The sequence below is a fragment of the Burkholderia torrens genome (assembly GCF_984668525.1).
The window spans coordinates 2,599,619-2,621,522 of the sequence record NZ_OZ480212.1 but is presented as its reverse complement, the minus strand read 5'-3'; the positions used below and the strand labels follow the sequence as shown (position 1 = coordinate 2,621,522).

The 21,904-nt window shown below is 69.2% G+C and carries 22 protein-coding genes; 9 read left to right on the top strand and 13 right to left on the bottom strand.

Going from position 1 to position 21,904, the window contains the following annotated elements; all coding sequences use genetic code 11:
• Nucleotides 1–66: 66 nt before the first annotated feature.
• Nucleotides 67–828, bottom strand: a complete 762-nt coding sequence (locus AC5LXX_RS28005; RefSeq protein WP_493411854.1) for an isocitrate lyase/PEP mutase family protein — start codon at nt 826–828, stop codon at nt 67–69.
• 135 nt (nt 829–963) lie between these two features.
• On the bottom strand, nt 964–1,431 hold the full coding sequence (locus AC5LXX_RS28000; protein ID WP_493411853.1) for a MarR family winged helix-turn-helix transcriptional regulator: 468 nt from the start codon (nt 1,429–1,431) through the stop codon (nt 964–966).
• A gap of 81 nt (nt 1,432–1,512) precedes the next feature.
• Between AC5LXX_RS28000 and AC5LXX_RS27995 the strand changes: the two genes are divergently transcribed.
• A complete protein-coding gene (locus tag AC5LXX_RS27995; protein WP_493411852.1) occupies nt 1,513–1,881 on the top strand; it encodes a hypothetical protein in 369 nt (122 codons plus the stop codon).
• 99 nt (nt 1,882–1,980) lie between these two features.
• Nucleotides 1,981–2,598, top strand: coding sequence for a glutathione S-transferase family protein (locus AC5LXX_RS27990; protein WP_069749899.1), 618 nt, complete (start codon nt 1,981–1,983; stop codon nt 2,596–2,598).
• Between the two features lie 30 nt (nt 2,599–2,628).
• Here AC5LXX_RS27990 and AC5LXX_RS27985 read toward each other — a convergent pair whose 3' ends face one another.
• The 5 genes from AC5LXX_RS27985 to AC5LXX_RS27965 form a co-directional block, all read right to left on the bottom strand.
• A complete protein-coding gene (locus AC5LXX_RS27985) occupies nt 2,629–3,351 on the bottom strand; it encodes an HAD family hydrolase (RefSeq protein WP_493411851.1) in 723 nt (240 codons plus the stop codon).
• 23 nt (nt 3,352–3,374) lie between these two features.
• On the bottom strand, nt 3,375–4,346 hold the full coding sequence (locus tag AC5LXX_RS27980) for an ornithine cyclodeaminase family protein (RefSeq protein ID WP_493411850.1): 972 nt from the start codon (nt 4,344–4,346) through the stop codon (nt 3,375–3,377).
• A 108-nt stretch (nt 4,347–4,454) separates the two neighbouring features.
• Nucleotides 4,455–5,585 (bottom strand): DSD1 family PLP-dependent enzyme, encoded by a 1,131-nt coding sequence (locus AC5LXX_RS27975; protein ID WP_493411849.1) that lies wholly within the window; start codon nt 5,583–5,585, stop codon nt 4,455–4,457.
• Nucleotides 5,586–5,714: 129 nt separating this feature from the next.
• Nucleotides 5,715–6,674: a LysR substrate-binding domain-containing protein gene (locus tag AC5LXX_RS27970; protein WP_493411848.1), complete on the bottom strand. Its 960-nt coding sequence runs from the start codon at nt 6,672–6,674 to the stop codon at nt 5,715–5,717.
• Between the two features lie 131 nt (nt 6,675–6,805).
• Complete coding sequence (locus AC5LXX_RS27965; RefSeq protein ID WP_493411847.1) at nt 6,806–7,720, bottom strand: NAD(P)/FAD-dependent oxidoreductase; 915 nt, start codon at nt 7,718–7,720, stop codon at nt 6,806–6,808.
• 146 nt (nt 7,721–7,866) lie between these two features.
• Between AC5LXX_RS27965 and AC5LXX_RS27960 the strand changes: the two genes are divergently transcribed.
• From AC5LXX_RS27960 to AC5LXX_RS27945, 4 genes are all read left to right on the top strand, one after another.
• Entirely contained in the window at nt 7,867–8,307 is a 441-nt protein-coding gene (locus tag AC5LXX_RS27960; protein WP_493411846.1) for an Rrf2 family transcriptional regulator, read from the top strand.
• Between the two features lie 260 nt (nt 8,308–8,567).
• Entirely contained in the window at nt 8,568–9,158 is a 591-nt protein-coding gene (locus AC5LXX_RS27955) for a DUF2760 domain-containing protein (protein WP_322082299.1), read from the top strand.
• On the top strand, nt 9,155–10,996 hold the full coding sequence (locus AC5LXX_RS27950) for an Hsp70 family protein (RefSeq protein WP_493411845.1): 1,842 nt from the start codon (nt 9,155–9,157) through the stop codon (nt 10,994–10,996). Before AC5LXX_RS27955 ends, AC5LXX_RS27950 begins: the two co-directional genes overlap by 4 nt.
• 5 nt (nt 10,997–11,001) lie before the next feature.
• Nucleotides 11,002–13,746 (top strand): Hsp70 family protein, encoded by a 2,745-nt coding sequence (locus AC5LXX_RS27945; RefSeq protein WP_493411844.1) that lies wholly within the window; start codon nt 11,002–11,004, stop codon nt 13,744–13,746.
• Nucleotides 13,747–13,831: 85 nt separating this feature from the next.
• Here AC5LXX_RS27945 and ctlX read toward each other — a convergent pair whose 3' ends face one another.
• Nucleotides 13,832–14,833 (bottom strand): citrulline utilization hydrolase CtlX, encoded by a 1,002-nt coding sequence (gene ctlX, locus AC5LXX_RS27940; RefSeq protein WP_493411843.1) that lies wholly within the window; start codon nt 14,831–14,833, stop codon nt 13,832–13,834.
• Between the two features lie 59 nt (nt 14,834–14,892).
• Entirely contained in the window at nt 14,893–15,972 is a 1,080-nt protein-coding gene (gene ocd, locus AC5LXX_RS27935) for an ornithine cyclodeaminase (protein WP_493411842.1), read from the bottom strand.
• A 295-nt stretch (nt 15,973–16,267) separates the two neighbouring features.
• Between ocd and AC5LXX_RS27930 the strand changes: the two genes are divergently transcribed.
• Nucleotides 16,268–16,699, top strand: a complete 432-nt coding sequence (locus AC5LXX_RS27930) for an Lrp/AsnC family transcriptional regulator (RefSeq protein WP_059237585.1) — start codon at nt 16,268–16,270, stop codon at nt 16,697–16,699.
• Nucleotides 16,700–16,734: 35 nt separating this feature from the next.
• On the opposite strand, the gene AC5LXX_RS27925 is transcribed toward AC5LXX_RS27930, so the two are convergent.
• Genes AC5LXX_RS27925 through AC5LXX_RS27910 form a run of 4 tightly spaced genes read right to left on the bottom strand, consistent with a single transcriptional unit; the run spans nt 16,735 to nt 20,334 of the window.
• A complete protein-coding gene (locus AC5LXX_RS27925; protein WP_493411841.1) occupies nt 16,735–17,328 on the bottom strand; it encodes a peroxidase-related enzyme in 594 nt (197 codons plus the stop codon).
• Entirely contained in the window at nt 17,325–17,855 is a 531-nt protein-coding gene (locus tag AC5LXX_RS27920) for a CMD domain-containing protein (protein ID WP_493411840.1), read from the bottom strand. The genes AC5LXX_RS27925 and AC5LXX_RS27920 overlap by 4 nt, the downstream gene beginning before the upstream one ends.
• A gap of 44 nt (nt 17,856–17,899) precedes the next feature.
• A complete protein-coding gene (locus AC5LXX_RS27915; protein WP_493411839.1) occupies nt 17,900–19,324 on the bottom strand; it encodes an NAD(P)-binding domain-containing protein in 1,425 nt (474 codons plus the stop codon).
• The gene (locus AC5LXX_RS27910) at nt 19,321–20,334 is read right to left on the bottom strand and encodes a LysR family transcriptional regulator (protein WP_493411838.1); all 1,014 of its coding nucleotides are present in this window, start codon (nt 20,332–20,334) and stop codon (nt 19,321–19,323) included. Before AC5LXX_RS27910 ends, AC5LXX_RS27915 begins: the two co-directional genes overlap by 4 nt.
• 60 nt (nt 20,335–20,394) lie before the next feature.
• Between AC5LXX_RS27910 and AC5LXX_RS27905 the strand changes: the two genes are divergently transcribed.
• Both AC5LXX_RS27905 and AC5LXX_RS27900 read left to right on the top strand, forming a co-directional pair.
• Entirely contained in the window at nt 20,395–20,676 is a 282-nt protein-coding gene (locus tag AC5LXX_RS27905; protein ID WP_493411837.1) for a hypothetical protein, read from the top strand.
• 13 nt (nt 20,677–20,689) lie between these two features.
• Complete coding sequence (locus tag AC5LXX_RS27900) at nt 20,690–21,883, top strand: ABC transporter substrate-binding protein (RefSeq protein WP_493411836.1); 1,194 nt, start codon at nt 20,690–20,692, stop codon at nt 21,881–21,883.
• Nucleotides 21,884–21,904 lie beyond the last annotated feature (21 nt).

The window sequence follows — 21,904 nt, the reverse complement described above, 5'->3', positions numbered from 1 at the left end:
CGTGCGCGTCGCGCGCCAATTACATGGGATGTAATCGGGTGATGCGCACGCGACGCGCGGCCGTCCCTAGCTACCTTGCTTGACCATCGACGCCAGCGTCTTCATCGCCTGCAGGTACGGATACGGCCCGTGGCTGATGCGCGCCACGCCGTAGTCGGCGAGTTCGGCAAGCGTAGGCGTTTCCGACACGCGCATCACGTTCACGGGCAGCGGCGACGCGGCCGTCAGCGCGCGGATGAGCGCCGGCGACCGCAGGCCCGGCACGAAGAGGCCGTCGGCGCCGGCGGCCGCATACGCGCGAGCGCGAGCGAGCGTCGCGTCGAGCAATCGTTCGTCATGCGAATCGGCGGTTGCAACGAAGAATACGTCGGTGCGCGCGTTGATGAAGTAATCGGCGCCTGCGCGATCGGCCGCCTGCCGTGCCGCCGCGATACGGGCCGCGGCTTCTTCGGTATCGCGCAGTGCGCCCGTCGCCGGAACGCTGTCTTCGAGATTGCAGCCGATCGCGCCGGCCTGGATGCTCAGCGTGATCGTGTCGCCGACATCGTCCGGCCGCTCGCCGTATCCGCTTTCGAGATCGACGGTGACGGGCAGGTCCGTCGCGCGCGTGATCCGCTCGAGCACCTCCATCATCAGCGCGCGCGGCATCTGCTCGCCGTCGGCGAAACCGTTCGCGACCGCGACCGACCAGCTGCCCGTCGCCAGCGCGACGGCGCCGGCGTCGGCCACCGTGCGCGCGCTGCCGGCGTCCCACACGTTGAATAGCGCCAGCGGCTGGCCCGCGCGGTGTAGCGACCGGAAAACCGCGCCTTTCTCGTTGCTGCTCATGCTCGCTCCTCCTTGTGAATACCGGATCGGTTGTCGTGCCGAGCGATATTGCCACCGAATCGGGCGCCGCGACGGATTCGTACGATCACAACTGACAAGGAATGGCAGGAGGCACGCGGCCGGCCGCGCACCGGCTCAGCCGCGTGCGGCCGGATCGACCGACAGCGCGCGCAACTGGCCGCGCAACTGATCGACTTCGCCGGGCGCGAACGGACGCTCGATGTCAGCATGTGTCTGCTGCCACAGCGGGAATGCTTCGGCGAGCAGGTCGTGGCCGGCCGGTGTCAGTTCGAGCAGGCGGCTGCGCCGGTCGTCCGGGTCCTGCGCGATCGTGACGAGGCCGCGCCGCTCGAGCGGCTTGAGCGCGGCCGTGAGCGTGGTGCGGTCCATCGCGAGCAGCGACGCGACCGATTTCATCGGCGCCGGTTGCGGCCGGTTCAGCGACATCAGCAGCGAAAACTGGCCGTTGGTGAGGTCGAGCGGGCGCAGCACATCGTCGAAGATGCGCGCAAGATTGCGTGCCGCGCGCTGCATGTGCAGGCACAGGCAGCAATCGCGCACCATCAGCGTCGATTCGAAAGGAAGCTTTTCTTTGCGTGCCATGTTGCAATTGTGTTGATATCAACCTATCTTGTCAAGGTCGAGGCGCGGCAGCCCGCCGCGCCCGTCATCGGAGGAGAAGGCATGAGTGCGCAACAGCAGTTGTATCTCGCCGTATTTCTCGGGAGCAAGGATAGCCCGGCCATGAAGGCGTGGGTGGCGCTTCCGGAGGAAGAGCGGCGCACGCGCGAGCGCGACGGCATTGCCGCGTGGCATGCATGGGTCGACCGTCACCGCGACGCGATCGTCGAGATGGGCGGGCCGCTCGGCAAGACCAAGACCATCGACGCGGGCGGCATCGAGGACACGTCCAACGCGCTGAGCGGTTTTACCGTCGTGCGCGCGGCGTCGCACGATGCGGCGGCCGCGCTGTTCGAAGGCCATCCGCATTTCACGCTGTTCCCGGGCGAGTCGATCGACGTGATGCCGGTGCTGGCGGTTCCCGGCGCGTGAGCGGCCCGTGGTGCCGGGCGTCGCGTCGGCGCATCGATGCTTCGACGCGCCGTGGCCGGCATGCGGATAGTGTTCCGACATTCTGGAGGGAGACTGGCGATGAAGCTTTACGGTTTTGCCGGCACGCGTTCGCAGCGCGCGCTGTGGGGGCTGAAGGAACTCGATGCGGATTTCGAATTCGTGTCGGTCAACCTGCTCCAGGGCGAGCACAAGCGGCCCGAATTCCTGCGCCTCAATCCGGCCGGCAAGGTGCCCGTGCTGGTGGACGGCGACCTCGTGATTCCCGAGTCGGCCGCGATCGTGCTGTATCTCGCCGACAAGTATCCGGAGAAGGCGCTGCTGCCCGTCGATCCGGCGCTGCGTGCGGAGGCCTATCGGTGGGTCATGTTCGCGGTGACGGAGCTCGAGCAGCCGCTGTGGCGGATCACGCGGCATACGTTCCTCTATCCGCCGGAGAAGCGTTCGCCGGCCGACATCGAACTGGCGCGCGAGGATTTCACGACGATGGCCGCGATCCTCGACAAGCATCTCGAAGGCCGCGAATTCATCGTCGGCGATTCGCTGACGGTGGCCGATTGCGTGACGGTCTACCTGATCGACTGGGCGAGCGAATGCCATCTGATCGAACCGTTTCCGCAGCTGCGCGCGTATCTCGAGCGGCTGTACGCACGGCCGAAGGCGCCGCAGCGCATCGCGGACGCACGCAAGGCGGCGTGACGGCACGACGAGGGCCGCACGCGGTTGCGGTCACGACGCGCTGTTGGGGCCGCCGAGCGCGCGGCACAGCATCGACAGGTCGCGCAGCGTCAGGTGCGGCGTCGCGGCATGTTGCGACGCGTGTTCTTCGTCCGGGCGAGGCTCGCGGACGACCCATGCGGCCTGAAGCCCTGCATTCAGCGCGCCGACGATATCGAGGTGGAAATCGTCGCCGACATGCAGCAGTTCGGCCGGACGCACGTCGAGTGCGTCCGCCGCCGCATGGAAGATCTCGGGTTCCGGCTTCGCGAAGCCGAATGCACGCGCGCTGAGCGTCGTGCGGAAGAATTCGCCGCCGCCGGTCAGCCGGAGATCCGCGTTACCGTTGGTCACCGCAATCAACGGAAAGCGGGCGCTCAACCACGCGAGTGCCGGCAACGCGTCGTCATAGAATTCGACACGGTTGCGCGCGGCATAGAAGACGTCGTACGCCGCGTCGGTCAGCGAAACATCTTCGTTCGCGCGTTCCAGTGCCAGCCGGATCGAGCCGATTCTCATCGCGCGAAAGTCGCCGGCGAGGTCCGGGCGCAGCCGTTCGTATTCCTCACGTAGTTCGCTCAATGCCTGTTGCGTGGGCAGCACGCTCGCGGTATTGGGCGCGTGCTCGATCAGCCACGCGCGCAGCATTTCCTCGGCTCGTACGACGGACGGCCCGAACGGCCACAGGGTGTCGTCGAGATCGAACGAGAGGGCGGAAACTTTGGCGAGACGCATGGCGGTTGAACGAGGAGGGTGGCTTACCAGGGCCACGGAACGGAGGTGCCGGTGCCGTTGTCGAGGGCGTGCCGATACAGGAAGCGTGCAACGGTCAGGTCCTGAAGCGCGAGCCCCGTCATGTCGAAGACGGTGATCTCGTGCGCGGCCCGGTCGACCGGCGCCGCACCCGCGAGGATGTCACCGATTTCGGTGCGCGGCAAATCGGGTGCCCACTGGCACTCGCCGATGCTGCGCGCCTGATCGTGATCGTCGACGAAAATGCGCGCGCGTTCCAGCACGCCGGCCGGGAGTTCGCGCTTGCCTGCCGTATCGGCGCCCACGCAGGTCAGGTGCGTGCCCGGCTGCACCGCATCCGCGTCGAACAATGCGCCGCCGCCGGGCGTGGCGGTGATCACCACGTCGCTGGTGGCCACCGCGTCGTTCCGGTCGCGCGCGACGCCGATCGCGCATCGGTCGACGAAAGCCGATTCGAACCGCCGGTCCGGCTCGCCGCTCACATTCACGTACTGCACCGTGCAGCGTTGCGGCAGCAGCCTGAGCGCGTAGTCGAGCTGGACGCGCGCCTGCACGCCCGTGCCGAACACGCAGATTCGCGTGCTGTCCCGGCGCGCCAGCTGTTGCAGCCCGAGTCCGCCGGCTGCGCCGGTCCGCGCGGTGGTGATCGCGTTGCCGTCCATGATGCACAGCGGGCGCCCCGTGGCCGGGTCGAACAGCGCGACGGTGGCCTGATGCGGCTCGCCGCCGCGCGCGCGGTTGCCGGGCCAGAACCCGGCCGCCTTGAAACCGAGCAGGTCCTGGCCCGCGACGTCGCCCGACTTGATGCCGAACACGCCGCCGGTGTGCAGCTTCTCGCGTACCACCGGGAACACGCGTCCGGCCCGCCGGCTGTGCAGCACGAACGCTTCGCGGACCGCCGCCATCACCTGCTCGGCCTGAAGGGCGGGTTCGACGGCATCGCGGTCGAGAAGAAGGAGTCGGGCGTCTGTCGGCATGTCGGGTACGCCTTTTCGGCGCAAGGCGAAGCGGGGAGGTTTAAAGTGTGTCCAGATTTAGACAAATAGTCAATTCTGGCGCAAGGCGGTGTGGATGACGCGATGCGCCTACCATCCGTAGAAGCGTGGCCAGGTCTGCGCGATACCGCCTTCGCCGATGGCCTGATACTCCGGGTGCTGCGCGCCGGTGGCGCACGCGTGATTCGGCAGGATGCGCAGGCGCGTGCCGATCGGCAACCGCTGCGCGATGCCCAGGTCCGGCGTGCCCGTGCGCGACACGATCCCGTGCTCCTGGTTGGCCGCGCTCATCACGTAGTCGCCGAGCACGTCGCCGCCTTCGGTGCAGACCAGCCCGTAGCCGAAATCGCGCGCCTGGCGCTGGGTGCCGCGGTCGCGGCTCATCGCCATCCAGCCCGCGTCGACGATCGCCCAGCCTTTCTCTTCCTGGTGGCCGATCACGGTGGTCAGCACCGACAGCGCGATATCGGACAGGTCGCACACGCCGATGTTGTGCATCACGAGGTCGAACATCACGTACACGCCGGCGCGTACCTCGGTCACGCCGTCGAGGTGTTGCGCCGACAGCGCGGTGGGCGTCGAGCCGATGCTCACGACCAGGCAGGGCAGCCCGGCCGCCCTCAGGCGCTGCGCGGCCTGCACGGTGCGGCTGCGCTCCTGTTCGGCGATCGCGGCCAGCGCTTCGTGCGTGTCGTACTCGTAGCTGGAGCCCGCATGGGCCAGCACGCCGCCGAGCACCATTCCGCCGTCGACCAGCGCACGGCCGACGTCGATCAGCAGGTCGGCATCGGGTGGAATGCCGGAGCGATGGCCGTCGACGTCGACCTCGATCCACACGTCGAACCGCTCGCCGTGTTCGCGCCCGAACGCGGCGATCGCGTGCGCGGCCGGCAGGCTGTCGGCGACGATCTTCAGGTCGCAACCCTGCCGGCGCAGCGCAAGCGCCTGGCCCAGCTTGGCGGGCACCATGCCGACTGCGTAGACGATGTCGCGGACGCCGCCCGCGAAGAACTGTTCGGCTTCCTTGAGCGTCGACACCGTGATGCCCTGCGCGCCGGCCGCGATCTGCGCGTCGACGACGTGCCGGCATTTGGTGGTCTTGACGTGAGGGCGGAACGTGACGCCGAGCGCGTCCAGATGCGTCTGCATGCGGTCGATGTTGGCGCGCATGCGGCCGACATCGATCAAGGCGGCTGGGGTGTTGAGGGTTTGAAGGTCCACGATGCGTTCGATGATGAGGTGGTCGACGCGGACACTTTAGGGCGATCGATGTGCACCGTGTTTAACGCAGCACTAATCCGCCATTAAGCCGCATTTAATCTGCGCGAATCGAGCGGATCGTGGCGCCGTTCAGGCTTTGCCACGCCACGGCGGCGGATCGAGAAACTGCCGCGCGGCGTCGAGAAACACCCGTTGCCGCGCGGAACGGCCGGTGCGGGACGGCAGCAGCGCTGTTACCGGCGCGGGCGGCAGGCGCCAGTCCGGCAACAACCGGACGAGCTTGCCGCTCGCCAGCAGCGGGGCGACGTCCCACTCGGAGCGCTCGACGATGCCGAGGCCGGCCAATGCCCATTCGGTGATGACGGTGCCGTCGTTCGACGACAGCGCGCCGGTGACACGAATGACGGCAGCCCGCCGCGGCTCGCCCTTGACGTCGCCGTCGGGCGAGAAACGCCAGCGCGGAATGTCCTCGTCGTTTTCGCGCAGGCACAGGCAGTCGTATCGCACGAGATCGGACGGGTGATTCAGGTCCTTGATGCGGCGCGCATAAGCCGGGCTCGCACACAGGAAGCGCTCGTTGGGGGCGAGCGGGTAGCCGACCCACGACGACGACTTGAGGCTGCCGACATGGACGACCACGTCGGCGCCCGACGCGCCGGTCAGCGGGCTGTCCGACAGGTGCAGCGAGATTTCGAGCTTCGGATGCGCACGCTGGACGTCGCGCACGATCCGTGCGACGTACTTGCGCCCGAAGCCGAGCGGCGCGACGACGCGCAGCGTGCCCTGCACGTCGCCGTGGTCGCCCGCGATGCTGACCGGCAGCGCCTCCACGCGCTCCAGGATGCCGACGGCTTCCTGGTACAGCCGCTGCCCTTCGTCGGTGAGCGCGATCCCTTTCGGCTGCCGCACTGCGAGCCGTGCGTTCAGGCGCGCTTCCATCCGCTGCAGGCGAATCGTGACTGCGGGCGGCGTGAGATCGAGCAGGCGCGCGGCAGCGGCCAGTGAGCGCGACGCGCCGATCGCGCGGACGAGTCGAAGGTCGTCGAGGTCGAGCATTTCTTCAGCTTTAATGCTTGGGATGTCGAGCATTAAACCGCACATCGCACGGCGAAGCTAGCGACGCGGCGTCGGCCCGCGACGACGACAGCCGGACCCGTCAGTCCCGTTCGCTCGATACATCGGGTCTTCCGGTCGCGCGTGACGCCCGACCGCACGCTGTCCTACGCGTGCAGCCCGAAGATCAGCGATCGGTGCGCACCCACGCCGGCCGCGACGCCCGACGCGGATGCGAACGTCGCGTTGGTCATCAGGCTCGACGCGTCGCCCGCGGCATACACGCCGGCGACGCTCGTCTGCTTCCACGTATCGACGCGAATCGCGTTGCCGAGCGGTCCTTCGTCGAATGCGCAGCCGAGCTGCTGCGCGAGGTCGCTGGCCATGTCGGTGCGCGCGCCGACGAACAGCGCGTCGATCGGCACGACCCGCCCGTCGGCGAGCCGCAGCGCGTCGATACGCGGCGCGTCGCCGAGGAGCTCGACAACCGGCGAGCGCTCGATGCGCACGCCGCGCGCGGCGAGCAGCGCGGCTTCTTCTTCGTTGGCTTCGACCACGCCCTGCGTGAACCACGTCGTCGGGCCCCAGTCCGGAATCAGGATCGCCTGATGGACCGAGAGCGGATGCGTCGCGAGCACGCCGAGCCGCCGGCCGCTTACCTCGTATCCATGGCAGTACGGACAATGCAGCACGCTGATGCCCCAGCGTTCGACGAGCCCCGGCAGCGCGGGCAGTTCGTCGCGGATGCCGGTCGCGAAAATCAGCCGGTCGGCGCTCGCGCGGCGGCCGTCGCCGAGCGTCACGCGAAAGCGTCCGTCCGCATCGCGCTCGGCCGTGCGCACGTCGCCGTCGATCCGCTGCACGGTCGGATACGCGGCGAGCTGCGCGGTGGCTTCGGCGACGATCTGCGCGGGCGGCTTGCCGTCCTGCCCGAAAAAGCCGTGCGCGTGTTCGGCGAACCGGTTGCGCGGCCGGCCGGCGTCGATCACGAGTACCCGGCGGCGCGCCCGTGCCAGCTGCATCGCAGCCGACAGCCCGGCAAAGCTGCCGCCGACCACGATCACTTCATGATGGTTGTCCATGCATCGACTCCTGTCCTGAACCTGCGTGAATGACACACGTGTTCCGCTGGCGGCCAACTCATGGAACACGAGAAGTTGCATGATAGGACGATGGTATCATTCATGCAACTTCAGAAGTTTCGAGAGAGAGAGAGGGAGTCCCGCCCGTGAGAACCGACAGCCGTTTGTCGCGCATGCTGCATGCGCTGATCCACATGGACCAGGCCGACGGCCCGCTGACGTCGGAGACGATCGCGACGATGCTGGCCACGAATCCGGTCGTCGTGCGGCGCCTGCTCGGCGGGTTGCGCGATTGCGGCTACGTGCAGTCGGAGAAGGGGCACGGCGGCGGCTGGGTGCTGAGTGTCGCGCTCGACGACATCACGCTGCTCGACGTCTATCGCGCGGTGGGCGAACCGCCGCTGTTCTCCGAACTCGTGCCCGAGGACGAGCCGGAATGCCTGGTCGAACAGGCGGTCAACGCGCATCTGTCGGCGACACTGAAGGAGGCCGAAGCGTCGCTCCTGGCACGCTTCGGCGAAGTCACGCTCGGCATGCTGTCGCGCGATTTCGAAGCGAAGGCTGCGCTGCGGGGTTACACGCGCTGACGCGGCGCGGCATCCCGATCGAGCGCGCCCGACGTGCGATCCGGCACGATCCGGCGCGGCCAAAACCGTCGCGCCGCGATGTTCTGTCCCCCAACTTCTGCCCGGTTCGCCCGCCACAGGGCAAAATACGGGTTTTCCGCACCCGCGAGGGCGCGACCGAATCACGCGCCGGGCGGCGGCAGTGCGCATGCCGCACGCCGCCGCCCGGCGCCCAGGCAAGATCGCTCGCCACGCTGCGAGCCCACAGGAGTCCAGACCCCATGCCCGAATCCAACCTGTCCTTTTTCGGCCGGCTGTCGCTTGCCGTCGGCACGTTCTTCTCCGTGCTCGGCAATCGCGAGTTCGCAGCCGGCGTGCTGCGCGTGCGCGATGGCGCCCCGGCACCGGTCGTGCCGACCCCTGCCCCGGCTGCCGCGCCCGTCGCACCGGCGCCCGCACCCGTGAAGGCGCCGGCGCCCGAGCTGCGCGAAGCGAGCCCGCAGGCTGCGCTGCAACTGCTCGGCCTGCTGCAGCGCGATGCGCGCTTCATCGACTTCGTCGAGGAAGACATCGCCGGCTACGCGGACGCCGACATCGGCGCGGCCGCGCGCCTCGTGCACGACGGCTGCCGCGCCGCGCTGCGCGAACATTTCACGATCGTGCCGGTGCGCGATGAAGCCGAAGGCAGCCGCGTGACGCTGCCGGCCGGCTTCGACGCGACGGCCGTGCGCGTGACGGGCAACGTGGTCGGTTCGGCGCCGTTCACGGGCACGGTCAGCCATCGCGGCTGGCGCGTGGCCGACGTGCGCCTGCCGAAGCTGACGGGCAGCCACGACGCATCGGTGGTCGCACCGGCGGAGGTGGAACTGTGAGCGATCCGCGCTATTCGATCGGTATCGACCTCGGGACGACCCACTGCGCGCTGTCGTATGTCGACAGCAGCGCAAGCGACGGCGAAACGATCACGCAGCAGGTGCTGCCGATCGCGCAGCTGACCGCACCGGGCGCGCTGGAATCGCGCGACCTGCTGCCGTCGTTCCTCTACCTGCCGCATGAAAGCGAACTGACGCAGGGCGACCTGACGCTGCCGTGGACGGCCTCGCGCGCGTTCGCGGTCGGCGAGATGGCGCGCACGCGCGGCGCCGGCACGCCGATCCGCCTCGTGTCGAGCGCAAAGAGCTGGCTGTGCCACCCGGGCGTCGACCGCCGCGCGGCGATCCTGCCGAGCGATGCGCCGCCGGAAGTCGCGCGCGTGTCGCCGCTGGAAAGCTCGATCCGCTACCTGACGCACCTGCGCGAAGCGTGGGACCACGCGCATCCAGACGCGCCGTTCGCCGACCAGGACGTGACGGTCACGATCCCCGCTTCGTTCGATCCGGCCGCGCGCGAACTGACGGCCGAAGCGGCACGTGCCGCCGGCTATTCGCGGATGACGCTGCTCGAGGAGCCGCAGGCCGCGCTGTACAGCTGGATCCAGAAGAGCCAGGGCGGCTGGCGCAAGCAGGTGCAGGTCGGCGACCTGATCCTGTGCGTCGACGTCGGCGGCGGCACGACCGACCTGTCGCTGATCGCGGTGGTCGAGCGCGACGGCAATCTCGAGCTGCACCGCGTGGCCGTCGGCGAGCACATCCTGCTCGGCGGCGACAACATGGACCTCGCGCTCGCGCACGTGGTCGCACGCAAGCTCGCGCAGCAGGGCACGCAGGCCGACCCGTGGCAGCTGCGTGCACTTACGTACGCGTGCCGCTCGGCGAAGGAAACGCTGCTGTCCGACCCGGCGACCGACGCGGTGCCGCTCGTCGTGCCGAGCCGCGGCTCGAAGCTGATCGGCGGGTCGATCCGCACGGAACTCACGCGCGCCGAACTCACGCAGACGATCCTCGAAGGCTTCTTCCCGCAAATCGACGCGGCCGCGCGCCCGGTGAGCCGCGCGCGGGTCGGCCTGACGCAGCTCGGCCTGCCGTATGCGCAGGACGCGGGCATCACGCGCCATCTCGCGGCGTTCCTCGGCCGCCAGGTCGCGGCGCTCGACTCGCTCGAAGGCGTGCAGCGCACGCTGCCGCAGGGCGCGACGTTCCTGCACCCGACCGCCGTGCTGTTCAACGGCGGCGTGTTCAAGTCGACGCTGCTCACGCAGCGCGTGCTCGACACGCTCAACAGCTGGCTGGCCGCCGAAGGCGCGCCGCCCGCGCGCCTGCTCGAAGGCGCCGATCTCGACCTCGCGGTCGCGCGCGGCGCGGCGTACTACGGCTACGTGAAGCGCGGCCGTGGCGTGCGCATTCGCGGCGGCACGGCGCGTGCGTACTACGTCGCGATCGAATCGGCGATGCCCGCGGTGCCGGGGCTCGAACCGCCGGTGCAGGCGCTGTGCGTCGCGCCGTTCGGGATGGAGGAGGGCTCCGACGCGGCGCTGCCGCCGCAGGAGTTCGGCCTCGTCGTCGGCGAACCGGTGCAGTTCCGCTTCTTCGGTTCGTCGGTGCGCCGCCAGGACCAGGTCGGCACGCTGCTCGACTACTGGTCGCCGGAGGAGCTGCAGGAGCTGGAGGAAATCCAGGCGACGCTGCCCGCCGAAGGGCGCACGGTCGGCGAAGTCGTGCCGGTGAAGCTGCATGCGCGCGTGACCGAAGCCGGCACGCTCGAGCTCGAGGCGATCCCGAGCGGCACGAACGAGCGCTGGAAGGTCGAGTTCGACGTGCGCGGCGCCGCCTGAGCGCGATGAAGCGTTATACGGTCGGCATCGACCTCGGCACGAGCAATACGGTCGTCGCGTACGTCGAGGCCGGTTCCGACGCGATCCGCGTGTTCGACGTCGAGCAGCTGGTCGGCCCCGGCGCGGTGGCCGCGCAGCCGCTGCTGCCGTCGGTGCGCTATCACCCGGCGGCCGGCGAACTGCCGCCCGACGCGTTGCGATTGCCGTGGGCGGCCGATGCGAAGGCGAACGCCGCCGGTGCGCCGCCGGCCGTGATCGGCCGCTACGCGCGCACGCTCGGCGCGCAGGTGCCGGGCCGGCTCGTGTCGAGCGCGAAGAGCTGGCTGTCGCACGCCGCGGTCGACCGGCTCGCGGCGATCCTGCCGTGGGGCGCGGCCGACGGCGTCGACAAGGTGTCGCCGGTCGACGCGAGCGCGAGCTATCTCGCGCATGTGCGTGACGCGTGGAATGCGTGCTTTCCCGATGCGCCGCTCGCGAAGCAGGACGTGATCCTGACGGTGCCCGCATCGTTCGACGACGGCGCGCGCGCCTTGACGGTCGAGGCCGCGCGGCGCGCGAAGCTGCCCGCGCTGCGGCTGCTGGAAGAGCCGCAGGCTGCGTTCTACGACTGGCTGTACGGCCAGCGCACCACGCTGCGCGAGTCGTTTGCCACGCCGCGCCGCGTGCTGATCTGCGACGTCGGCGGCGGCACGACCGACCTCACGCTCGTCGATGTCGCGCCGGGCGACGACGGCGAGCCGACGTTCACGCGCGTCGGCGTCGGCAATCACCTGATGCTCGGCGGCGACAACATGGACCTCGCGCTCGCGCGACTGGTCGAGACGCGGTTGACCGAGCCCGGCACGCGGCTGTCGGCCGCAAGCCTGTCGCAGCTCGTCGAGCGCTGCCGCGCGGCGAAGGAGCGGCTGCTCGGCGACGATGCGCCGGCGTCCGTCGCCGTCACGCTGCTCGGCGCGGGCAGCAAGCTCGTCGGCGGTGCGCGCTCGGCCGAGCTGACGCGCGAGGAAGTCGAGCAGATCGTCGTCGACGGGTTCTTTCCGCAGGTCGAAGCCGGTGAGCTGCCGCGCCGTGCGCGTGCGGCGATCGTCGAATTCGGGCTGCCGTATGCGAGCGACGCGGCCGTCACGCGGCACGTCGCCGCGTTCCTGAATCGTCATGCGGAAGGCCCGCTGCCCGACACGCTGCTGCTCAACGGCGGCGTGTTCCGCGCGGGCGCGCTCGCCGGCCGTCTCGCGCAGACGCTCGGCGCCTGGCGCGGCGCGCCGCTCGACGTGCTGCACAACGCGCATCCGGACGTGGCCGTCGCGCGTGGAGCGGTCGCGTACGGGCTTGCGCGTGCCGGGCACGCGCCGCGTATCGGCGGCGGGTCCGCGCGCAGCTATTTCCTCGTGCTCGACGACGGCGCGGCCGACTCGACCGCGCGCGGCGTCTGCCTGCTGCCGCGCGGTACGGAAGAGGGGCACGAGATCCGGCTCGACGATCGCACGTTCGCGCTGCAGCTCGGGCAGCCGGTGCGTTTCCACCTTGTGTCGACGGTGGCCGAGACGAAGTATCGACCGGGCGATCTCGTCGATCTCGATGGCGGCGATTTCGTGCGGCTGCCGCCGATCGCGACGGTCGTCGATGCGAAGGCGGGCTGCGACGCCCGCGAAACGCCGGTGAAGCTCACGGCGTCGCTGACCGAGGTCGGCACGCTCGAAATGCACTGCATCGCGACCGACGACGCGGCGCGTCGCTGGCGGCTCGAGTTCCAGTTGCGCGGCGATGCGCCGGTTCAAGGCGACGATGCGGGGCCCGCGCGGCATCCGCGTCTCGACCAGGCGATCGAGCTGATCGAGCGCTCGTTCGGCAGCAAGGCCGCGGGCGTGACGCCGAAGGACACGCGCCGGTTGCGCGCGCAACTCGAACAGGTGCTCGGTGCGCGCGACGAGTGGGACGTCGCGCTCGCGCGGAAACTGTTCGATGCGCTGCTCGCACGCGCCCGGCGGCGGCGCCGTTCGGCCGATCACGAACGGGCGTGGCTGAACCTTGCCGGTTACTGCCTGCGTCCGGGTTTTGGTCATCCGCTCGATGCATGGCGCATCGAGCAGCTGTGGCCGCTGTTCGACGACGGGATTCAATACGTGACCGACGGACAGGTGTGGTCCGAGTGGTGGACGCTGTGGCGGCGCGTGGCCGGCGGCCTCAACGACGATGCGCAGACGCAGGTGCGCGACGCGATCGCGTTCCTCGAGCCGTCCGACGACAAGCGCCGCAAGCTGCCGTTCGATCCGGGCAAGGTCGGCCCGGCCGACATGACGCGGCTGTCCGCGTCGCTCGAACGGCTGCCCGTCGAGCGCAAGGTCGAGCTGGGCGAGCGCCTGATCGCGCAGTTGCAGAAGCCGGCCGAGCGGGCGCTGTGCGCGTGGGCGCTCGGGCGCATCGGGGCGCGCCGGCCGTTCTACGGCAGTGCGCACAGCGTCGTGCCGGCGGAAGTCGCCAACGGCTGGCTCGACGCGTTGTTCGCGCTCGACTGGAAACAGGTCGAGCCGGCCGCGTTCGCGGCTGCGCAGATCGCGCGGATGACGGGCGATCGTTCACGCGATTTACCGGACGACACGCGTGAGGCCGTCATCAAGCGCCTGTCGGCCGCGCATGCATCGGCGGCCTGGATCGACATGGTGCGCGAGGCGATCGCGTTCGACGAAGCCGACACGGTGCGCGTGTTCGGCGAGACGCTGCCGGCGGGGTTGAAGCTGCTGGGTGGTTGAGCGCCGTGCTGGATGCTTCGGCCTCGTTCGCAGGACGAAGCATCCGGTTGCATCGGCCGTGACCTGGGGCCGATGTGCTTTCCCTTCAGGCGTGCGGTTCCGCTTCGCGCTGCCGTTCCGCCGCTTCGACTTCCGCTGTTTCGCGTGCCGCATGACGCCGCGCGAGATGAATCCCCGCGAGCATGCAGCGCACCGACCCGCCGGCCAGTTCGATCGTCGGTACGTCGAGCGGCAGCAGCCGCGCGGAGCGCTCGATCACCGTGCGCTGGTCGGGCGTGAGGCAATCGAACGCGCGTCGCGACAGCGCGAGCACGCGGCCGTCCTTGCCCGACAATTCCAGCGTATTGCCCGCGAAATTCGCGATCTGCGCGTGGTCGAGCGCGATCACCGCGCGCCCCGTTTCGGTCAGGCGTTGCGCGATTTCGCCGCGGCGCCGGCTGTCGGCGATCAGGTCGAGGCCGACCATCGCGAATTCGGTCGCGACGCTCATCATCACGTTCGTGTGATAGATCGGCCGCCCGTTCGCATCGGCCGTATCGAAGCAGATCGGCTCGAAATTGAAGTTCGTGCAGAAGCGTTCGAGCGCGACCGGATCGGCGCGGCGCGAGCGCGCGGTGTACGCGATCCGCGCGACGTGGTCGAGCACCATCGCACCGGTGCCTTCGAGGAACACGTCGTCGTATTCGAGCCCCGAGTAGTCGATCACGTCCTGCACGCGGTATTCGGCCTTGAGCGTCTCGATCACGTCCGCGCGTCGCTCGCGGCGGCGGTTCGGACTGCACATCGGAAACAGCGCGACATGGCCGCCCGGATGCGTCGAGAACCAGTTGTTCGGGAACACGGAGTCGGGAGTGTCGCGCTCGCCGTGGTCGTCGAACACGTGCACGCGCACGCCCGCATCGGCGAGCGCCTGCGCGGCGGCAGTGACTTCGTCGCGTGCGGCGTCGGATACCGAGGCCGTGTCGATGGCGCCGCCGCCGGGCGTGCGCTGGAACGCGTTGTCGGCCGCGGTCTGCGGGTTCGGCAGGAAGCAGTGCGGCCGGATCATCACGACGGCGGCCGGCGCCTGGATCGATACGAGATTCATGAAAGGCAGGAGCGAAGGGCGGGAAAACGGGCGGCGCACGGGCCGCCCGGGGATGACGGTCAGCGCGCGAACGCGGCGACGGCTTCGGTCACGAACGCCGCGTGACCCTGCGCGATCGCGGCCGGGTCGTCGATCAGCGCGAACAGGTTCTTCGGGTCGACGGCCGGCGGAATCAGCGCGATCTCGACGCCCGCGTTGTGCTGCTGCGCGAGCGCGTACAGGTAGCGCAGCGCCGAGTAATCCTCGAGCGCGAAGCCGACCGAGTCGAACACCGTGACTTCGTCCGCACGTTCGCGGCCGGTCGTCTCGCGCTGCAGCACGCGCCACAGCTCGGTGACGGGGAAGTCGGCCGGCATCTGCTGGATCTCGCCCTCGATGCGCGACTGCGGCTCGAATTCGACGAACACGCGGCCCGCGTGCAGCACGCCCGCCTCGAGTTCGGTCTTGCCGGGGCAATCGCCGCCCACGGCGTTCAGGTGCATGCCGGGCTCGATCATGTCGGCCGTGACGATCGTCGCGTACGCCTTGTCGGCGGTGACGGTCGTTACGATGTCGGCGCCGCGCACGGCGTCGGCGGTCGATGCCGCGCGCACGACGCGCAGATCGGGATACGCGGAGAGGTTCCGCACGAGCTTGTCGGTCGCTTGGCGGTCGACGTCGAACACGCGAATCTCGTCGATGCCGAGCAGCGAGTGGAACGCGATCGCCTGGAATTCGCTCTGCGCGCCGTTGCCGATCAGCGCCATCTTGCGCGAATCGGGGCGTGCGAGCAGCTGGGCGGCCAGCACCGACGTGGCGGCCGTGCGCAACGCGGTGGTGAGCGTGAGTTCGGCGAGCAGCAGCGGGTAGCCGGTATCGACTTCGGCGAGCGCGCCGAACGCCATCACCGTGTGCATGCCGCGCGCCGCGTTGACGGGGTGGCCGTTCACGTACTTGAACGCGAACAGCGACGCGTTCGCGACGGGCATGAGCTCGATCACGCCGTCGCGCGAATGGCAGGCGACGCGCGGCGACTTGTCGAAATCGGCCCAGTGCAGGTAATCGGCGCGCAGCGTGTCGACGAGTTCGCGCAGGAACGTCGTCACGCCGGTCCTGGCGATCAGGCGGGCGGTGGCGGGAACGTCGAGGAAGCGGGTCATCGGTCTGTCTCCATATTCAGTGCCGGTACGGGTGTCCTGGCGTTCTGGTCGACCGGGCGGTGTTTCGGCGCGAGCCTCGGGCTTCCTGGAAAGCGCGGCGCGGCGTGTCCGGCCGGTCGATGGAGTCATTATTTCCGCGAGTCGAGCCAACAAAAAGACAGCAAAAGTGGCATATTTATCGATAGACTTGGCAAATTGCCAGACTATTCCGGCAGTTTGTCCGGTTTTCGCTGGTCAAAATGTGCAGCCTCCGGCACGCTGGCGGCCGGCTCGCGCCCAACAGGAAGCCCCGTTCATGATCACGCTTGATGACGTCGACCGTCAGCTCATCGCACTGCTGCGCGACAACGCGCGACTGCCCGTCGTCGCGCTGGCGAAGGCATTGCGCGTCGCGCGCGCGACCGTGCAGAACCGGCTGACGCGGCTGGAGAAAAATGGCGTGATCGTCGGCTATACGGTGCGGCTCAAGCCGGCGGCGGAACGCCACCGGATTCGCGCGCTGATGTCGATCGCGGTGCAGGGCAATCGCGGCGCGGAGGTGGTGAAGGTGCTGCGCGGGCATCCGAACGTCGCGTCGATCCACAGCACGAACGGGCGCTGGGATCTCGTCGCCGAACTGCATGCCGATTCGCTCGAGCACTTCGATCGCGTGCTCGGCGCGATCCGGCTGATCGACGGGATCGCGAATACCGAGACGAGCATCCTGCTGTCGACGCACAAGGCGTGACGCGGGCGGAACCCGCGTCACGCCGCTCCGTGCGGTCAGGCGCCGGCCGCCGGCTCCGGAAACACCGGCTCGCCCAGCGTCAGCATCAACCGGTTCGCCCACGCGAAGATCGCGATCGCGTGCGACAGGTCGAGAATCTCTTCATGCGTCAGCCCTTCGGCTTCGAGTGCGTCGATCGCGCTTTCGTCGATCGCGTCGGGCCGTTCGGTCAACGCGATCGCATAGCGGATGATCGCGCGTTCACGCGCCGTCGTGCCGGCCGTCGCGGGATCGTCGAATACCTGCTCGATCGCATCGGTGCGTTTCGCGAGCTGCGCGAAGCGCTGCGCATGCACCGACGCGCAATACACGCAGCCGTTCACGCGCGACACGGCCGTGCTGGCCAGCTCTCGTTCCGCGCGCGACAGCCCACCGGGGCCGTACATGATCGCGTTGAACACGCCCGAGCGTTGCCGCAGGATCTCGGGCAGGTGCACGAGCAGCAGGTAATAGTCGGACGTCTTCGCCTGCGGGTGGCTCGCTTCGAGCACGGCGAGCTGATCGGGCGTCGCGGCATCGAGCGATACCGTGTCGAGCCACGCGCGCCAGCCGAGCGTGTCGGATGTGAAGCCGTGAGTGTTCGTCGTCACGCGGCCTCCTTGCCGGCACGGGCCTGAAGCGCCTGCGCGGCAACGGCGACGCGCAACTGATAGGCGACGAACGCCACGAGCTGCGACAGCGCGACGATCACGGGTGTCGTGAGGCCGGCCGACTTCAGTGCGTCGAGATCGGATGCGCGGGCATCGACAGGCGAGAGCGTCAGGCGCTTCGCGTGCGCGAGAAGCGCGCCGAGGCGTCGAGGCAGTGCGTCGAATGCATCGGCATCCGCGTGTTCGATGTCGCGTGCCGTGCCGCCCGCGTCGAGCAGTCGGGCGCGATACGTGTCGGCCAGCGCGTGTGCATTCGACTTCCGCGCGACATACCGCGCCGCATGCAGCCGCTCGACCAGCGAAAGATCGGGCAAGGCGGGATCGAGCAGCGCGGCTTCGCTCAGCTGCGTATGCAGCAGCACCTTGTCGCGTGCGCGGCGCAGCGTGGCGATGGCATCGCCGTCGCGCAGGCCGGCCACCGCGTCGATCGTATCCGGCACGGCGGCCGGCGTGATGGAGTCAGTCATCGTTTCGGTTTTCCTTCTTCGTCGGTGTGATCGATGGCGTGCGCTCACGCATCGGCGTCGTGCCATTCGTCGCCTTGCAGTTCGGCATTCGCGTACGCGACGAGCGCGTCGTAATGCCGGTCGCGATCGGCGTCGAACAGTCGGCTCGCAATGCCGCGCGCGAGCCGCTTCGCGCCCGCGCTGATCGCCGGGATATCGCCGGACAGCTTGCCGTGGCTCAGGCTCGCCGCGTGGTTGAAGCAATGGATACGCGTGACGGCCGGGCATGCGCCGCGCTCACGCTCCTGGAACGTGAACGCGGGACCGAGGTCGGGCGATTCGGCGAGTTCGTCGAGCCATAGAGCCGGTTCCGGCCGGTAGCGATCCTTCCAGCGCCGCACGTGCGCGCCGAACGACGCGAATTCCTCGCGCGTCGTCCAGTCCGAATGAAAGCCCGTCGCGAAGATCAGGAAATCGACGGTGTAGCGCCCGCGCGGCGTCGTGACGTCGAGGCCGTCCGCGTGGTCGGCAAGCGTTTCGATCGGGCTGCTTGCATGAAAATGTGCGTGCTCGTGGCGCGACACGCGCAGCACGCTGTCGCGCGGCGGTGGCGTCTGCGACGTCAACGCGTAGTGCATGAAGCGCCACTTCGTCGCGTCGTCGAGATCGGCATAGCCGTGCACGAGCCCCGGGCTGCCGATGCCGGTCAGCTTGTTGATGCGCGGAATGTCCGCGCGGCGGAAGAACAGGTCGACGCGCGCGGCGCCGGCTTCGAGTGCGGTGCCCGCGTTGTCGAATGCGGACGCGCCTGCACCGACGACGCCGACGCGCTTGCCCGCGAGCGCCGCGAAGTCGATCGGCTCCGACGAATGGGCCCAGCGCGCGCGTGGCACGCGGTACGCGACGGGCGGTACATATGGGCCGCCGAGACCGTCGCGGCCGGTCGCGAGCACGACGTGCCGCGCGAGCAGCGTCTGCGCTTCGCCGTTGCCGCGCACGTCGAGCGCGAGCAGCCCGTCGTCGCGCGTGCGCAGCGCGACGAGCGCCGTGTCGTTGCGCACCTGCAGGTCGAGCACGCGCCGATACCAGCGCAGGTAGTCCATCCATTGCGTGCGCGGAATCTTGTAGAGCGCGTCCCAGGCGTCGCGGCCGAATTGTGCTTCGAACCATGCGCGGAACGTCAGTGCGGGCAGGCCGAGCGCGGGGCCCGTGAGCTGCTTCGGCGAGCGCAACGTTTCCATCCGCGCGAACGTGATCCACGGGCCTTCGTAGCCGGCCGGCGCGCGGTCGATCACGCACTGGTTGTCGATGCCGAGCAGGCGCAGTTCGGCGGATGCCGCGAGCCCTGCCATGCCGCCGCCGACGATCGCGACGTCGAGCACGCGTGCGCCGTCCGCTTCGCGCGGCGGCACCCACGACGGCGCGGGCAGGTCGAGCCAGCGCAGATCCTGCGCGAGCCGTGCCTCGAGTGCGTCGAGCGGTGTCGTCATGCGGCCTCCGGGCGCGTGCGGCGGGCACGTGCGGTGCGTGGCGGACGTGGCGGCCGCTCGTTGCGCAGCCGGTCGCCGCGCAGCAGTGCGTCATGCGCGGCCGCGTCGTGGAAGATCACGTCGTCGAGCAGCGCGCCCGTCGTGCGGTGCAGCGCGTCGAGCAGCGCATCGACGGCTGCCGTGCGCGGCTTGCCGGCCGGCGTTGCGACGCCGAACGCGAACGGGATGTCGACGTCGAGCGGCCGCGCGACGACACCGTCCACCGGCAGCGCGACGCCCGTCGCCGGATCGACGATGCCGATCCCGATGCCCGCGCGCGCGGCCATCACCGCATTCAGCGATGCATTGGTCTCGATGAACACGCGCGCATCGACACGGGCAGCCGCGAACGCGGCGTCGATGCGCTGGCGCAGCCGGTGCCGGTTCGCGACCGTCACGATACGGCGCTGCGCGAGATCGCGCAGCGCGATGCGCGGCTTCGCCGCGAGCGGATCGCCGGCGGGCAGCACGGCGACGCAGGGTGTTTGCGCGATCCAGTGCACGTCGAGCCCGGCATGCGCCATCGGCAGCGTGACGACGCCGACGTCGGCCGTGCCGGCCAGCACTTCATGCACGACATGCTCGGCCGATTCGCTGCGCAACTGGTAATGCGGCGCGTGCGCGTCGTCGGGCAGCGCGGCGAGCGCGGCCGGCACGAGCGTGGCCGCGAGCGACGGCGTCGCCGCGATGCGCACGGGTTCGGCCGTTTCGTCGCCGAGCGCGCGTGCGCGTGCCTCGATCGCACGCAGGCCGACCAGCGAGCGTTCGACTTCCTCGTACAGCAGGAAGGCGCGCCGCGTCGGCGTGACGCGCGGGCCGTGCCGGTCGAACAGCGCGTAGCCGAGATCGGCTTCGAGCTCCTGGATCTGCCGCGTGACGGCCGGCTGCGAGCGGCCGAGCAGTTCGCCCGCGCCGGTCACGCTGCCGGCCGACATGACCGCGGAAAAGGCTTCGAGTTGATGCAGCTCCATGACGCGTTCCAATGATGCGATTTGCGCATTGTAGAAGTCCGAGCATGCATGATTCATATAATGATTCCTGCTATCGACAGCGCCAAAACTGCGAAGCGTGCGATGGCGGCGGCGGCCGGTTGCGCCAGCATGCGCATCGGTTGCGCGTGGCGGCGCGAAGGAAACGTCAATCGAATCAAAGCGATGCGACGTGTGTCGATGGATCGCGCAAGGGGGGGCGAACGCATGCGCGGTCGCGAGCGCGATCCGCTTCGCGCCGCACGCGATATCGATATGCGCAAAACTTCGTTGGATCGCCCTGAGCCGGATGGTTACATGCCCTCACTCTTTTCGACTGACTGAAGCTGGGGGACGCATGAACGTTTCGGGGAACGACGCACGCGGCGCATGGCGGCGCGTGCTGGGCACGGTAGCGGCGCTCGCTGCCGCATGGGGCTTGTCGACGGGCGGTGCGCTCGCGGCCGGCGTGTCGGGCGAGCCGGTGGTGGTCGGCGTGAGCGGGCCGCTCACGGGCCAGGACGCGCAATACGGCGAGCAATGGAAGCGCGGCTTCGATCTCGCGCTCGACGAGATCAACGGCAGCGGTGGCATTCACGGCCGGCCGCTCGCGATCGACTTCCAGGACAGCCGCAGCGATCCGCGCCAGGCCGTCGCGATCGCGCAGAAGTTCGTCGCCGATCCGCGCATCGCGATCGAACTCGGCGACTTCTCGAGCGCGACGTCGATGGCCGCGTCGCCGATCTACCAGCGCGGGCAGCTCGTGCAGTTCGGCTTCACGAACTCGCATCCGGATTTCACGAAGGGCGGCGACTATCTGTGGAGCACCGCGCTGAGCCAGGCCGAGGAGCAACCGCTGCTCGCGCGCTATGCGGTGAAGGAACTCGGCTTCAAGCGGATCGCGGTGCTGTATCTGAATACCGACTGGGGCCGCACCAGCAAGGACATCTTCGCGAAGGCGGTCGCCGGGCTCGGCGCGCAGGTCGTCGCGGCCGAAGGCTACCAGCCGGCGGAGAAGGATTTCCGCTCGACGCTCGTGCGGATCGGTGAATCGAAGCCCGATTCGATCGTGCTGATCTCGTACTACGCGGACGGCGCGCAGATCGTGCGCCAGGCGCGTACATCGGGGCTTACGCTGCCGATCGCGGCGGTCGGCTCCGTGTATTCGCCGAAGTTCCTCGAGCTGGGTGGCACGGCCGTCGAAGGCGTCTATACGGAGTCGAACTTCTTCCCGGCCGAACCACGCCCCGAGGTGCAGGCGTTCGTGCAGCGCTACCGCGCGAAATTCCATACCGATCCCGACTCGTTCGTCGCGCGTGCCTATGATGCGCTGATCCTGTCGGCGGAAGTGCTGCGCCGCTACGGCACGACGCGCCAGGCCGCGCACGATGGCTTCGCGAAGGTCAGCGACGTGCCGAGCGTGATCTTCGGCAAGGTCCGGTTCGATCCGCAGACACGCCGCGTCGCCGGTGCGCGCACCGTGTACCTGGTCGTGAAGCAGGGGCAGTGGGCGCTGTGGGATGGCGCAAAGCCGCAGCTCGCGGCACGCTGAACCTGACATGAACCGAATGCA

What these genes read in the sequence shown, in the direction of transcription:
- AC5LXX_RS27955 (WP_322082299.1), top strand. Translation starts at nt 8,568, where the DNA reads ATGCCCGAATCCAACCTGTCCTTTTTCGGCCGGCTGTCGCTTGCCGTC.
- AC5LXX_RS27900 (WP_493411836.1), top strand. Translation starts at nt 20,690, where the DNA reads ATGAACGTTTCGGGGAACGACGCACGCGGCGCATGGCGGCGCGTGCTG.
- AC5LXX_RS27965 (WP_493411847.1), bottom strand. Translation starts at nt 7,720, where the DNA reads ATGGACAACCATCATGAAGTGATCGTGGTCGGCGGCAGCTTTGCCGGG.
- AC5LXX_RS27930 (WP_059237585.1), top strand. Translation starts at nt 16,268, where the DNA reads ATGATCACGCTTGATGACGTCGACCGTCAGCTCATCGCACTGCTGCGC.
- AC5LXX_RS27990 (WP_069749899.1), top strand. Translation starts at nt 1,981, where the DNA reads ATGAAGCTTTACGGTTTTGCCGGCACGCGTTCGCAGCGCGCGCTGTGG.
- AC5LXX_RS27980 (WP_493411850.1), bottom strand. Translation starts at nt 4,346, where the DNA reads ATGCCGACAGACGCCCGACTCCTTCTTCTCGACCGCGATGCCGTCGAA.
- AC5LXX_RS27910 (WP_493411838.1), bottom strand. Translation starts at nt 20,334, where the DNA reads ATGGAGCTGCATCAACTCGAAGCCTTTTCCGCGGTCATGTCGGCCGGC.
- AC5LXX_RS28000 (WP_493411853.1), bottom strand. Translation starts at nt 1,431, where the DNA reads ATGGCACGCAAAGAAAAGCTTCCTTTCGAATCGACGCTGATGGTGCGC.
- AC5LXX_RS27915 (WP_493411839.1), bottom strand. Translation starts at nt 19,324, where the DNA reads ATGACGACACCGCTCGACGCACTCGAGGCACGGCTCGCGCAGGATCTG.
- AC5LXX_RS27905 (WP_493411837.1), top strand. Translation starts at nt 20,395, where the DNA reads ATGATTCCTGCTATCGACAGCGCCAAAACTGCGAAGCGTGCGATGGCG.
- ctlX (WP_493411843.1), bottom strand. Translation starts at nt 14,833, where the DNA reads ATGAATCTCGTATCGATCCAGGCGCCGGCCGCCGTCGTGATGATCCGG.
- AC5LXX_RS28005 (WP_493411854.1), bottom strand. Translation starts at nt 828, where the DNA reads ATGAGCAGCAACGAGAAAGGCGCGGTTTTCCGGTCGCTACACCGCGCG.
- ocd (WP_493411842.1), bottom strand. Translation starts at nt 15,972, where the DNA reads ATGACCCGCTTCCTCGACGTTCCCGCCACCGCCCGCCTGATCGCCAGG.
- AC5LXX_RS27985 (WP_493411851.1), bottom strand. Translation starts at nt 3,351, where the DNA reads ATGCGTCTCGCCAAAGTTTCCGCCCTCTCGTTCGATCTCGACGACACC.
- AC5LXX_RS27970 (WP_493411848.1), bottom strand. Translation starts at nt 6,674, where the DNA reads ATGCTCGACATCCCAAGCATTAAAGCTGAAGAAATGCTCGACCTCGAC.
- AC5LXX_RS27995 (WP_493411852.1), top strand. Translation starts at nt 1,513, where the DNA reads ATGAGTGCGCAACAGCAGTTGTATCTCGCCGTATTTCTCGGGAGCAAG.
- AC5LXX_RS27945 (WP_493411844.1), top strand. Translation starts at nt 11,002, where the DNA reads ATGAAGCGTTATACGGTCGGCATCGACCTCGGCACGAGCAATACGGTC.
- AC5LXX_RS27920 (WP_493411840.1), bottom strand. Translation starts at nt 17,855, where the DNA reads ATGACTGACTCCATCACGCCGGCCGCCGTGCCGGATACGATCGACGCG.